The organism is Streptomyces sp. NPDC048001 (assembly GCF_043203115.1).
Lineage (GTDB): Bacteria > Actinomycetota > Actinomycetes > Streptomycetales > Streptomycetaceae > Streptomyces > Streptomyces sanyensis.
The window spans coordinates 112,451-124,370 of the sequence record NZ_JBIDBN010000005.1; the positions used below are offsets into that span (position 1 = coordinate 112,451).

An 11,920-nucleotide genomic window follows, 5' to 3' on the forward strand; every position below is an offset into this window, starting at 1 on the left:
TCACAGATTACGCGCCTGGTCGGGCCCGCGCACGGGGGTTTTCCGGCCTGGCCGGAACCGCCCCGCCGCCGGGCGCGCGCCACCGGTCGCCGTGGTCGGCGGGGCCCGCCCGGCGGCGCCTCCGGCCGTCTGACACGCCCGGGGCGGAGCCGCCCGCCCTCCGCCCGGGTGGCAGGATCGACCCATGTCCGATCTGCGTGATCCAGCACCCTACGACGCCCTCCTGCTGCTGTCCTTCGGCGGTCCCGAAGGGCCGGACGACGTGGTCCCGTTCCTCCAGAACGTGACCCGCGGCCGGGGCATCCCCGCCGAACGCCTCAAGGAGGTGGGGCAGCACTACTTCCTCTTCGGCGGCGTCAGCCCCATCAACGACCAGAACCGCGCCCTGCTGGACGCCCTGCGCAAGGACTTCGCCGGGCACGGTCTGGACCTGCCGGTGTACTGGGGGAACCGCAACTGGGCCCCCTATCTGACCGACACGCTGCGCGAGATGACCCGGGACGGCCACCGGCGCATCGCCGTCCTCGCCACCAGCGCCTACGCCTCCTACTCCGGCTGCCGCCAGTACCGCGAGAACCTCGCCGACGCGCTCGCGACCCTCGCCGGGGAGGGGCTCCGGCCGCCGCGGGTGGACAAGCTCCGGCACTACTTCAACCACCCGGGCTTCGTCCGCCCCATGATCGAGGGCGTCCTCGCCTCGCTGGCGGAGCTGCCCGAGGAGGTCCGCGCGGGTGCGCACCTGGCCTTCACCACCCACTCCATCCCGACCGCCTCGGCCGACACCTCGGGCCCCGCGCCGGGGCACGGCGACGGCGGGGCCTATGTGCGCCAGCACCTGGACGTGGCCCGGCTGATCGCCGACGCGGTCCGAGAGGAGACCGGCGTCGCCCACCCGTGGCGGCTGGTGTACCAGTCCCGCAGCGGCGCCCCGCACATCCCCTGGCTGGAGCCGGACATCTGCGACCACCTCCGGGCCCTGCGCGCCGACGGAGCCCCGGCCGCCGTCATGGTCCCGATCGGCTTCGTCTCGGACCACATGGAGGTGCTCTACGACCTGGACACCGAGGCCACCGCCAAGGCCGCGGAGCTGGGCCTGCCGGTACGCCGCTCGGCCACCGTCGGCGCCGATCCGCGCTTCGCCGCCGCCGTGCGGGACCTGCTGCTGGAGCGCGCCGCGACCGAGCGCGGGGCGGACGCCGAGCGCTGCGCCCTCGGCGCCCTCGGCGCGAGCCACGACCGCTGCCCGGCCGACTGCTGCCCGGCCCGCACCCCGCGCCCCGCAGCAGCCGGCGCCGACAGCCCCCAGGCGTGAAGGAGACCCCGTGACCGACTCCCCGACCCCCGTGACCGAGGCCCTGACCTCGGAGCTGCTCGCCCTCGCCCTGGAGGCGGCGGACCGCGCCGGCACGCTCCTGCGCGACGGCCGCCCGGACGACCTGGCGGTCGCCCGGACGAAGTCCAGCCCGATCGACGTGGTCACCGAGATGGACCTCGCCGCGGAGAAGCTGATCACCGCCCTGCTCGCCGAGCGCCGCCCGCACGACGGCGTCCTCGGCGAGGAGGGCGCCGCCACCGAGGGCACCAGCGGGGTGCGCTGGGTCGTCGACCCGCTCGACGGCACGGTGAACTACCTCTACGGGCTCCCCACCTGGGCCGTCTCGATCGCCGCCCAGGTGGACGGCGAGACGGTCGTCGGTGTGGTGGCGGCCCCGCTGCGGGGCGAGACCTACCGTGCGGTCCGCGGCGGCGGGGCGTACGAGGGCGAGCGGCGGCTGAGCTGCCGCCCGGCCCCGCCGCTGGACCAGGCCCTGGTCTCGACCGGCTTCAACTACGTGCACCGGGTCCGCAGCCACCAGGCCGAGGTGGCCCACCGGCTGATCCCCCGGCTGCGCGACATCCGGCGCAGCGGCTCCGCGGCCATCGACCTGTGCGACGTCGCCGCCGGGCGCCTCGACGGCTACTACGAGCGGGGCCTCAGCCCCTGGGACCTGGCGGCCGGCGACCTGGTCGCACGGGAGGCGGGCGCGCTGACCGGCGGCCGGCCGGGCACGCCCCCCTCGGGGGAGCTGACCGTCGCCGCCTCCCCGGGGGTCTTCGCGCCCCTCCAGGAGCTCCTGGAGGAGCTGGGGGCCTGGCACGACTAGTGCCGTACCGGGCAGGGTTCGCCTTCGCCCGGAGCCCGCACGGGAAGGGCCGCACAGGCCCTGGCCGCGCCCCGCGGCGGGCGAAGGGCCCCGGCGCGCAGAAGGGCCCCCGCACGGCTGTGCGGGGGCCCTCCTGCTGCGAGCGGCGCCAGGGGCGGAACGCGGCTAGGCCGCGCCCACCCGCACACCGTGTTCCTCGGCCAGGCGGTGCAGGTCGTCGAGCTCGGCCTGCTCCACGTCGGCGAGGAAGTCGTCGCCCGTCTCACGGGCCCTCGTCAGGTCGTTCTCCGCAGCCTTGATGCGCTGCAGAAGCCCCGCGGTGAATGCGTCCATCGATGCGCCCCCTCGGCTAGGTCGGTGGCACGGGGGTGTGCCTGGGGTTCCCCCTCACCACCGCAGGCGACCGGCGGGTGAAGGGTGGGTGATCAACCCTCGAACATGTCCTGCGGCCCCCTCGGGAGGGCGTGATCGTGGGTGTGCAGTCGTCCTCCCCACCCCTCCCGCCGGGGAAACCTCGGCATCCCGGGGGAATCGGCGGCCCGCGCCGCCGTCCGTCGCCTTACTGCCGGTTTACGCACGTAGCAGGCAGGATGGGCACGCACACCAGGTGCGCAGAACTGCCGTGTCCGCAAAGGGACCGGCTCCGAGGAAGGGACAGGGGACGTGCGCGTACTCGTCGTCGAGGACGAGCAGCTGCTCGCGGATGCGGTGGCGACCGGGCTGCGCCGGGAGGCCATGGCCGTCGACGTCGTGTACGACGGTGCCGCGGCGCTGGAGCGCATCGGGGTCAACGACTACGACGTGGTCGTCCTCGACCGCGACCTGCCGCTGGTGCACGGCGACGACGTGTGCCGCAAGGTGGTCGAGCTGGGCATGCCGACCCGGGTGCTGATGCTCACCGCCTCGGGGGACGTGAGCGACCGCGTCGAGGGCCTCGAACTCGGGGCCGACGACTACCTTCCGAAGCCGTTCGCCTTCACCGAGCTCACCGCGCGCGTGCGGGCCCTCGGGCGGCGCACCACGGTCCCGCTGCCGCCCGTGCTGGAGCGCGCCGGGATCAAGCTGGACCCCAACCGCCGCGAGGTCTTCCGCGAGGGCCGCGAGATCCAGCTCGCCCCCAAGGAGTTCGCGGTGCTGGAGGTGCTCATGCGCAGTGAGGGTGCGGTCGTCTCGGCCGAGCAGCTGCTGGAGAAGGCATGGGACGAGAACACCGATCCGTTCACGAACGTCGTCCGGGTGACGGTGATGACGCTCCGCCGCAAGCTGGGCGAACCGCCGGTGATCGTCACCGTGCCCGGTTCCGGCTACCGGATCTGACGGCCGTGGCCGCGACACCCGCGCCCCCGGGGGCGCCCCCCAAGCCGACCTGGGACCCCAGGGACCCGGTGCAGCCGTGGCTGCGCCCGACGATCCGGATACGCCTCACCCTGCTGTACGGCGGGATGTTCCTCATCGCGGGCATCCTGCTGCTGTCGATCATCTACCTCTTCACGGCGCAGGCGCTCAACAACATCAGCGAGCTGCCCTTCGAGATCGTCTCCGGCAAGGTCAAGCCGACGACCGACTGGTGCGTGCTGCCCGAGGAGGGCTCGGGGGCGCAGTTCAACCAGGCGGTGTCCGGATGCCTGGCCCACCAGCGCGAACTCGCGCTGGACGACCTGCTGCGCCGCTCGCTCTTCGCCCTTCTGGGCCTGAGCATCATCGCCTTCGCCTTCGGCTACGCCATGGCCGGCCGGGTGCTGTCCCCGCTGGGCCGCATCACCCGCACGGCCCGTCGGGTGGCCGGATCGGACCTGTCCCGCCGGATCGAGCTGGACGGACCCGACGACGAGCTCAAGGAGCTCGCCGACACCTTCGACGAGATGCTCGACCGCCTGGAGCGGGCCTTCACGGCCCAGCAGCGGTTCGTGGCCAACGCCTCGCACGAGCTGCGCACCCCGCTGGCGATCAACCGGACGCTGCTGGAGGTGCAGCTCTCGGACCCCGGCGCGCCCGTGGAGCTGCGGCAGCTCGGCAAGACCCTGCTGGCCACCAACGAGCGCAGCGAGCAGCTCGTGGAGGGCCTGCTGCTGCTCGCCCGCAGCGACAACCAGATCGTGGAGCGCAAGCCGGTGGACCTGGCGGAGGTGGCCTCCCGGGCCATCGACCAGGTGCGCGCGGAGGCCGAGGCGCTCGGGGTGGCCATCCGCGGCGAGCGGGCCCCGGCGGTGGTGCAGGGCAACGGCGTGCTGCTGGAGCGGATCGCCCTGAACCTCGTCCAGAACGCGGTGCGCTACAACGTGCCCCGGGACGAGGAGGCCGAGGGCGGGGGCGGCTGGGTCGAGGTCTCGACGGAGACGGCCGAGGGACAGGCCGTCCTGGTCGTCTCGAACACCGGACCGGTGGTTCCCGCGTACGAGGTCGACAACCTCTTCGAGCCGTTCAGAAGGCTGCGCCAGCAGCGCACGGGGAGCGACAAGGGGGTCGGTCTCGGTCTCTCCATCGCACGCTCCGTCGCGCGCGCCCACGGGGGACGTATCATCGCGGAGCCCCGCGAGGGCGGTGGCCTTGTGATGCGTGTCACCCTGCCGATCTGAGACCCGACCGGTGTTCGCTTTAAGCGGAATTTTCCGGACGGGCCGGACGGATGCGGCTGTGGGATCGCTCACATGTCCCTCTCCCTCGATATCCACTCTCCGTCACTCTCGGCGCCCCGGTAAAGTCGGAAAAAGTCCGAGTTTCCGGGGTTCCCTCTCACGGGAAGTACACGGGGTGGTGCCGCTGAAGTGCACCGATCGGACCGTGTACGGTCCCCATCGCCACCCGTCCCGATCACTCTCGGGCGATCCGGCTGGGTGTCGATTGAGTAACAGACCTTGATGTGAGGCAAAATCTCCGCCTCAGGTCGGGCACAAGTCCGGCCTCTCGCGCGTTACGTGCGCTGGAGACACCGCAGACACCCAGAGGGGGAGAGCGATATGGCAACGGATTACGACACCCCACGCAAGACCGACGACGACGTCGATTCCGACAGCCTGGAAGAGCTGAAGGCCCGCCGGAACGACAAGTCCACGTCCACGGTCGACGTCGACGAGTTCGACGCGGCCGAGGGCATGGAGCTGCCCGGCGCCGACCTGTCCAACGAGGAGCTGGCCGTCCGGGTCCTGCCCAAGCAGGCGGACGAGTTCACCTGCATGAGCTGCTTCCTGGTGCACCACCGCAGCCAGCTGGCGCGCGAGAAGAACGGCCAGCCCATCTGCCGCGACTGCGACTGAGGGCGATCGCCGGTGGCAGGCGAGAAACCGTCCCCGAAGCGGCGCTTCCGGCGTCAGAAGCCGCCGGAGGCGCTCCAGGGTGCGCCGGACCCGGTGCGGGATCCCGCGCCGCCCACGGGGCACCGGGACACCCTCCCGCCGGACGGCGTCGACGACGGGGCGGAGCGGGGCCCGGCGGCCTCGCTCGAAGCGGTGGACCGTGCCGGGCCCCCGACCAGGGCCCGAGGTCTCGCCGCCGTGCGTGAGGGAGTCGTCCGGGGCGGCACCGGCGCCAAGGCGGGGCTGGCACGGACGGGACGGGGCGCGCGCGAGCGGGTCGTGCGCACCGGCGAGGGCGCCAAGGCGGCCCTGGCCCACCTCGCCGACCGCCTGATCGAGATCGCGCCCCGGGTGCCGGTGCGGGACCTTGCGACCCTGCGCCGCCAGTTCCCCGGCCTCGGCCCCGAGCAGCTCGCCGACAAACTGGTGGCCGGCGCGTCCCTGGCCACCTCCACGGTCGGCGCCGGTGTCGGCGCCGCCGCGATGATGCCCGTGCCTCCCGCCATGCCCACCGAGCTGGCCGCGGAGGTCGCCGGCGTGGGCATGATCGAGCTCAAGCTCATCGCCGAACTCCACGAGGTCTACGGGCAGCGGCCGCCCGGTTCGCTGAAGGAGCGCAGCGCCGCCTACCTCGGCTCCTGGTCCACGGAGCGGGGCATCGACGTCACCCGGCCGTCGACGTACAGCGCCGCGATGAACTCCCCGTACAAGCGCCGGCTGCGCCAGCAGATCATGAGGCGCATGGTGCGCAACCTCCCGAACCTGATCCCGTTCATGGTCGGGGCGGCCGTGGGCGCCGTGATGAACCGGCGCGACACCCGCAGACTGGCCGACCACATCCGCACCGACCTGCGCGCCCGCCAGGTCCCCTGGGAGGCCCTGCCGGACCTTCCCGCCCTGGAGCGGCCCGCCGACGCCATCCCCGAGCACGTGCTCAAGGGGGAGCCGCCGCCCGGTGCCGCCGACCGGTCCCCCTGACACCGCCGCCACGCCCCGGGGCCACCGCGCGTCGCGCCGGGGGTCCCGCGCCCCCGTGCCCCGGACCACGCCGCGGTAGGGCGCGCCGGCCGCCCGGCCCGCGCGCCCCCTGTACGCGCCCTTTGCGCGCGAGGCCCTCAGGACGAGGCGAGCGCCCGCAGCGCCTCGGAGAGCTGCTCGGGGTGACGGGTGGAGAGGTACAGGTACGGCGTCGGGTCCTGCGGGTCCGTGACCTCGATGCGCACCGCCGTCGGCACATAGCTGCGCAGCAGCATGAAGGCGCGCGGGTCCGCCTTGTGCGAGCGCCAGGCCCGGGCCTCCTCGGGATCCAGCACCCGCACCTCGCCCAGCGCCGACACGGGGATCCGGGCGTCGCCCGCCACCAGCGAGCCGGACACCACCCGGATGCGCGCCGAGCCGTAGGAGCTGACCACGGCACCGGCCGCCGCCCCCGCGAGGATCAGTCCGCCCAGCAGGGGCAGCACGCCCAGCGGCAGGGCCACGAGGCCGCCGGAGACGCCGAACAGGGCTGCGACCACCCACCAGGATCGGGGTGCGGTCAGACGTTCCGAGAACTGCGGGGCGGAGGGCTGCATGGATCCAGCTTGGCACGGGGCGACCCGCGGGTATCCGCGCGGGTAAGGTCTGCGGCTGTGAGTAACGACAACCGCCAGGAGGCCGCCGCCCGCCCGCCGTCCGGCTCGGCGTCCCTGATCCCGCCCCCCGACGCGACGGCCCCGGTCCGGCACCCCGACGCGCCCGCTCCCGGTGAGCTGCTCGGCTCCCACTACGAGCACTGCTTCGGCTGCGGGGGCCTCCAGCCCCACGGGCTGCACCTGGAGGCGCGGGCCCGCGAGGGTGTGCGCGTCACCGCCGAGTTCACCGTGCGGCCCGCCCACCAGGGGGCTCCCGGCCTCGCGCACGGCGGCGTGCTCGCCACCGCCCTCGACGAGACGCTCGGCTCGCTGAACTGGCTGCTGCGGGTCATCGCGGTGACCGGCCGGCTGGAGACCGACTTCGTCCGCCCCGTGCCGGTGGACTCCGTGCTGCATCTCGACGCCGAGGTGAACGCCGTGGCCGGGCGCAAGATCTACTGCTCGGCCGTCGGCCGCATCGGATCCCCCGAGGGGCCCGTGGCCGTCCGCGCCTCGGCGCTGTTCATCGAGGTCAAGGTGGACCACTTCATCGACAACGGCCGGTCCGAGGAGATCCAGGCGGTCATGGCCGATCCCGACCAGGTGCGCCGTACCCGAGCGTTCGAGGTGAACCCCTGATGCGTGAACCCGTCGACGTACTGATCCGCCGCGTCAGGGCGGACGTCCCCCTGCCGTCCACCGCGCACCCCGGCGACGCGGGCGTCGATCTGGTGACCTGCGAGGCCGCCGAACTGGCCCCCGGCGAGCGGATCGTCCTGCCCACCGGCATCGCGATCGCCCTGCCCGACGGGTACGCCGCCTTCGTGCACCCCCGCTCCGGACTCGCCGCCCGGTGCGGAGTGGCTCTGGTGAATGCCCCGGGGACCGTTGATGCCGGGTACCGTGGAGAGATCAAGGTGATCCTGGTCAACCTCGACCCGCGCGAGACGGTGCGGTTCGGGAGGTTCGACCGGATCGCCCAGCTAGTCGTCCAGCAGGTCGAGAAGGTGCGCTTCCACGAGGTGGCGGAGCTTCCCGGCTCGGCACGGGCCGAGGGGGGCTTCGGGTCCACCGGCGGTCATGCCGCTGTGGGCGGCGCTACGGGTGGGAATCGATACGCTTCGGCCGTATCCGACCGGGAAGGACAGTGACGTGTTCGGACGTCGCAAGAAGAGTGGTTCCGCCGAGGACGCGGCGGACGCAGCGGGCGAGGTCGAGCAGGTCGACGAGCCCGGTGCGGACGCCGGGGAGACCCGCCGGGTGAACCTCCCGCCGGCACCGCGGCCCGACGGCCCGTGGGACGTCTCCGAGGTCTCCAAGCCCGGTGAGGGACGTGTCGACCTCGGCGGCATCTTCGTGCCCGGTGTCGAGGGCATGGAGCTGAGGGTCGAGGTCGCGGGCGACGCGATCGTCGCGGCCACGGTGGTCCTGCGGGACAGCGCCGTGCAGCTCCAGGCGTTCGCCGCCCCGAAGAAGGAGGGCATCTGGGGCGAGGTCCGCGAGGAGATCGCCACCGGCATCACCCAGCAGGGCGGCGTCATCGACGAGGTCGAGGGCCCCCTGGGCTGGGAGCTGCGGGCCCAGGTGCCCGTCCAGCTGCCCAACGGCACCGGAGGGGTGCAGCTCGTGCGCTTCATCGGCGTCGACGGCCCCCGCTGGTTCCTGCGCGGGGTGATCTCCGGCCAGGGCGCCGTGCAGCCGCAGGCCGCCGGACTGCTGGAGCAGATCTTCCGGGACACCGTGGTCGTCCGCGGCGAGGGCCCCATGGCCCCCCGCGACCCGATCGTCCTCAAGCTGCCCGACGACGCCCACATGGTGCCCGAGGGCGTCCAGCAGGAGGAGCAGGAGGGCTCCCGCTTCTCCGGCGGCATGGGCCAGCTCCAGCGCGGCCCCGAGATCACCGAGGTCCGCTGACCGCCCGCGGCGGCGGGTGGGCCGCGCCCGGCAGGGCGCGACCCCGCCCGCGGCTCGGCACACCCCCGCTCCCGCCGGTCGCGCGCCGCCCCGCCCCCGCCCCCGGGGCCGCCGTCGCCGCCCGCCCGGGCCCGCCCGCGTCAGGATCCGGGTCGGCCCGCGTCAGGATCCCGTCAACGCCGGGCCCCTGCCACCCCCGCCGCACCGTCCGGCCTCGTCCGCCGACGTAGGGTCGACGGTGCGCGGCCCGCCCGTCCGGCACGGCCGCGCACCCGCGCGACACAGAAGACGATGAGGCCATGGGACGCGGCAGACTGCGGATCTACCTGGGTGCGGCGCCCGGCGTCGGCAAGACCTACGCCATGCTCTGCGAGGCGCACCGGCGCCTGGAGCGGGGTACCGACTGCGTGATCGGCCACGTGGAGCACCACGGCAGGCCGCGCACGGTGGCGCTCCTCGACGGTCTGGAGCAGGTGCCGCACCGGGGGCTCACCCACCGGGGAGCGGCCTTCGAGGAGATGGACGTCGACGCCGTGGTCGAGCGGCGGCCCGCGGTGGTCCTGGTCGACGAGATGGCCCACGCCAACGTCCCCGGTTCCCGCAACGCCAAGCGCTGGCAGGACGTCGAGGACCTGCTGGCCGCCGGGATCGACGTGATAACCACGATCAACATCCAGCACCTGGAGTCGCTGGGGGACGTGGTGCACTCCATCACCGGCGTCCGGCAGGGCGAGACCGTGCCCGACGAGGTGGTCCGCCGGGCCGAGCAGATCGAACTCGTCGACATGGCCCCCCAGGCGCTGCGCCGCCGGATGGCCCACGGCAACATCTACCAGCCGGACCGGATCGACGCCGCCCTGTCCAACTACTTCCGCCCCGGCAATCTGACGGCCCTGCGCGAGCTGGCCCTGCTGTGGCTGGCCGACCGGGTCGACGAGTACCTCCAGCAGTACCGGGGCGAGCACAACATCCGCTCCACCTGGCAGGCGCGCGAACGCGTGGTCGTGGGCCTCACCGGCGGGCCCGAGGGGCGCACCCTGATCCGCCGCTCGGCCCGGATGGCCGCCAAGGGCGCGGGCGGGGAGATCCTCGCGGTCTACATCTCCCGCAGCGACGGCCTCACCTCCGCCTCGCCCAAGGAGCTCACCGTCCAGCGGACCCTGGTGGAGGACCTCGGCGGCACCTTCCACCATGTGATCGGCGACGACGTGCCCTCGGCGCTGCTGGAGTTCGCCCGCGGCGTCAACGCCACCCAGATCGTGCTCGGGTCCAGCCGCCGCAAGTCCTGGCAGTACCTGTTCGGCCCCGGCGTGGGCGCGAGCGTCGCCCGCGACTCCGGGCCCGACCTCGACGTGCACATCGTCACCCACGACGAGGCGGGCAAGGGCCGCGGCCTGCCCGGTGCCCGCGGGGCCCGCCTGGGGCGCCCGCGGACGGTGGCCGCCTGGCTCGTCGGCGTCCTCGGCCCGGCCGTGCTGACCGTGCTGCTGCGGCACCTGGAGGACGGCCCCGGGCTCGCCAACGACGTCCTGCTCTTCCTGTTCCTGACCGTGCTCGCCGCCCTGCTCGGCGGGCTGCTCCCGGCCCTCGTCTCGGCGGCCGTCGGCTCCCTGCTGCTGAACTACTTCTTCACCCCGCCGACCCACACCCTCGACATCGCGGAGCCGCAGAACCTGGTCGCCCTGATGATCTTCGTGGCGGTGGCCGTGGCGGTCGCCTCGGTGGTGGACGTCGCGGCCCGCCGCACCCAGCAGGCCGCCCGGCTGCGCGCCGAGTCGGAGGTCCTCTCCTTCCTCGCCGGGAGCGTCCTCAGGGTGAGCCCGCCCGCCCCGCAGAACGGCGGTGCGACCGTGCTCGACGCCCTCCTGGAACGGGTGCGGGAGACCTTCGCCATGGAGTCCGTGGCGCTGCTGGAGCGGGCCGGCGACCTGGAGCCGTGGACCTGCACCGCGAGCACCGGCCCGGCACCCGCCTCCCGGCCGGACGACGCCGATGTGGACATGCCCGTCGGCGACCACATGGCCCTCGCGCTCTCCGGCCGCGTGCTGCCCGCCGAGGACCGCCGGGTGCTCTCGGCCTTCGCCGCGCACGCGGCCGTCGTCCTCGACCGGCAGCGCCTGGCGGGGGAGGCGGAGACGGCGCGGGCCCTGGCGGAGGGCAACCGCATCCGCACCGCGCTGCTCGCCGCCGTCAGCCACGACCTGCGCACCCCGCTGGCCGGGATCAAGGCCGCGGTGACCTCGCTGCGCTCGGACGACGTGGCCTGGTCCCCCGAGGACGAGGCCGAACTCCTCGCCGGGATCGAGGCGGGCGCGGACCGCCTGGACCACCTGGTGGGCAACCTCCTGGACATGTCCCGCCTCCAGACCGGCACGGTCACCCCGCTGATCCGCCGGACCGCGCTGGACGAGGTCATCCCGCTCGCCCTCGCGGGCGTCCCGCCGGAGAGCGTCGAACTCGACGTCCCCGAGTCGCTGCCCATGGTCGCCGTCGACCGGGGCCTGCTGGAGCGGGCGGTCGCCAACATCGTCGAGAACGCGGTCAAGTACGGTCCCGCCGGCATACCCGTCGCCGTCGCCGCGAGCGCCCTGGGCTCCCGGGTGGAGCTGCGGGTGGTCGACCGGGGCCAGGGCGTGCCGGACGAGGAGAAGGAGCGGATCTTCGAGCCGTTCCAGCGCTACGGCGACACCCCGCGGGGCGCGGGGGTCGGCCTGGGCCTGGCCGTGTCCCGCGGGTTCGTGGAGGCCATGGGCGGCACCCTCACCGCGGAGGACACCCCGGGAGGCGGCATGACCATGGTGCTCACCCTGGCCGCCGAGCCCGGGCACGTCGGCGGCGCCGACCACCTGGCGGAGGCCACCACATGAGCGGGCCGCCCCCGGCCGCCGCGGCGCGGTCGCGTCCCGTCCGCGCGTCGCCCGCGCCCCGCCGCCCTGCCGGACCGGGGCCCGCCGCC

12 protein-coding genes are annotated in these 11,920 nt (G+C 74.1%); 10 read left to right on the plus strand and 2 right to left on the minus strand.

Features of this window, described 5'->3' with window-relative positions; translation table 11 throughout:
- The first annotated feature begins 184 nt into the window (after nt 1-184).
- On the plus strand, nt 185-1,312 hold the full coding sequence (locus ACGF15_RS10990) for a ferrochelatase (RefSeq protein WP_345613885.1): 1,128 nt from the start codon (nt 185-187) through the stop codon (nt 1,310-1,312).
- Nucleotides 1,313-1,343: 31 nt separating this feature from the next.
- On the plus strand, nt 1,344-2,144 hold the full coding sequence (locus ACGF15_RS10995; RefSeq protein ID WP_392798285.1) for an inositol monophosphatase family protein: 801 nt from the start codon (nt 1,344-1,346) through the stop codon (nt 2,142-2,144).
- Nucleotides 2,145-2,309: 165 nt separating this feature from the next.
- On the opposite strand, the gene ACGF15_RS11000 is transcribed toward ACGF15_RS10995, so the two are convergent.
- Entirely contained in the window at nt 2,310-2,477 is a 168-nt protein-coding gene (locus ACGF15_RS11000) for a hypothetical protein (protein WP_256525658.1), read from the minus strand.
- Nucleotides 2,478-2,807: 330 nt separating this feature from the next.
- Between ACGF15_RS11000 and ACGF15_RS11005 the strand changes: the two genes are divergently transcribed.
- The 4 genes from ACGF15_RS11005 (at nt 2,808) to ACGF15_RS11020 (ending at nt 6,415) form a co-directional block, all read left to right on the plus strand.
- The gene (locus tag ACGF15_RS11005; protein ID WP_256525659.1) at nt 2,808-3,461 is read left to right on the plus strand and encodes a response regulator transcription factor; all 654 of its coding nucleotides are present in this window, start codon (nt 2,808-2,810) and stop codon (nt 3,459-3,461) included.
- Between the two features lie 5 nt (nt 3,462-3,466).
- The gene (locus ACGF15_RS11010) at nt 3,467-4,720 is read left to right on the plus strand and encodes an ATP-binding protein (protein WP_345613886.1); all 1,254 of its coding nucleotides are present in this window, start codon (nt 3,467-3,469) and stop codon (nt 4,718-4,720) included.
- A gap of 381 nt (nt 4,721-5,101) precedes the next feature.
- The gene (locus tag ACGF15_RS11015; protein ID WP_018848140.1) at nt 5,102-5,398 is read left to right on the plus strand and encodes a DUF4193 domain-containing protein; all 297 of its coding nucleotides are present in this window, start codon (nt 5,102-5,104) and stop codon (nt 5,396-5,398) included.
- A gap of 12 nt (nt 5,399-5,410) precedes the next feature.
- Entirely contained in the window at nt 5,411-6,415 is a 1,005-nt protein-coding gene (locus ACGF15_RS11020) for a hypothetical protein (RefSeq protein ID WP_392797864.1), read from the plus strand.
- 137 nt (nt 6,416-6,552) lie between these two features.
- On the opposite strand, the gene ACGF15_RS11025 is transcribed toward ACGF15_RS11020, so the two are convergent.
- Entirely contained in the window at nt 6,553-7,011 is a 459-nt protein-coding gene (locus ACGF15_RS11025; protein ID WP_345613888.1) for a DUF3093 domain-containing protein, read from the minus strand.
- A gap of 57 nt (nt 7,012-7,068) precedes the next feature.
- Between ACGF15_RS11025 and ACGF15_RS11030 the strand changes: the two genes are divergently transcribed.
- The 4 genes from ACGF15_RS11030 to ACGF15_RS11045 all read left to right on the plus strand — a co-directional run bounded on the left by ACGF15_RS11030 (nt 7,069) and on the right by ACGF15_RS11045 (nt 11,831).
- A complete protein-coding gene (locus tag ACGF15_RS11030; RefSeq protein ID WP_345613889.1) occupies nt 7,069-7,689 on the plus strand; it encodes a PaaI family thioesterase in 621 nt (206 codons plus the stop codon).
- Complete coding sequence (dut, locus tag ACGF15_RS11035) at nt 7,689-8,201, plus strand: dUTP diphosphatase (protein WP_345613890.1); 513 nt, start codon at nt 7,689-7,691, stop codon at nt 8,199-8,201. The genes ACGF15_RS11030 and dut overlap by 1 nt, the downstream gene beginning before the upstream one ends.
- Before the next feature lies 1 nt (nt 8,202).
- On the plus strand, nt 8,203-8,964 hold the full coding sequence (locus ACGF15_RS11040; protein WP_345613891.1) for a DUF3710 domain-containing protein: 762 nt from the start codon (nt 8,203-8,205) through the stop codon (nt 8,962-8,964).
- A 299-nt stretch (nt 8,965-9,263) separates the two neighbouring features.
- A complete protein-coding gene (locus tag ACGF15_RS11045) occupies nt 9,264-11,831 on the plus strand; it encodes a DUF4118 domain-containing protein (protein ID WP_392797869.1) in 2,568 nt (855 codons plus the stop codon).
- The last annotated feature ends 89 nt before the right edge of the window (nt 11,832-11,920 follow it).

Excerpts from the sequence above, each read along its gene's own strand:
- ACGF15_RS11000 (WP_256525658.1), bottom strand. The coding sequence starts at position 2,477 with ATGGACGCATTCACCGCGGGGCTTCTGCAGCGCATCAAGGCTGCGGAG.
- ACGF15_RS11025 (WP_345613888.1), bottom strand. The coding sequence starts at position 7,011 with ATGCAGCCCTCCGCCCCGCAGTTCTCGGAACGTCTGACCGCACCCCGA.
- ACGF15_RS11045 (WP_392797869.1), top strand. The coding sequence starts at position 9,264 with ATGGGACGCGGCAGACTGCGGATCTACCTGGGTGCGGCGCCCGGCGTC.
- ACGF15_RS10990 (WP_345613885.1), top strand. The coding sequence starts at position 185 with ATGTCCGATCTGCGTGATCCAGCACCCTACGACGCCCTCCTGCTGCTG.
- dut (WP_345613890.1), top strand. The coding sequence starts at position 7,689 with ATGCGTGAACCCGTCGACGTACTGATCCGCCGCGTCAGGGCGGACGTC.
- ACGF15_RS11015 (WP_018848140.1), top strand. The coding sequence starts at position 5,102 with ATGGCAACGGATTACGACACCCCACGCAAGACCGACGACGACGTCGAT.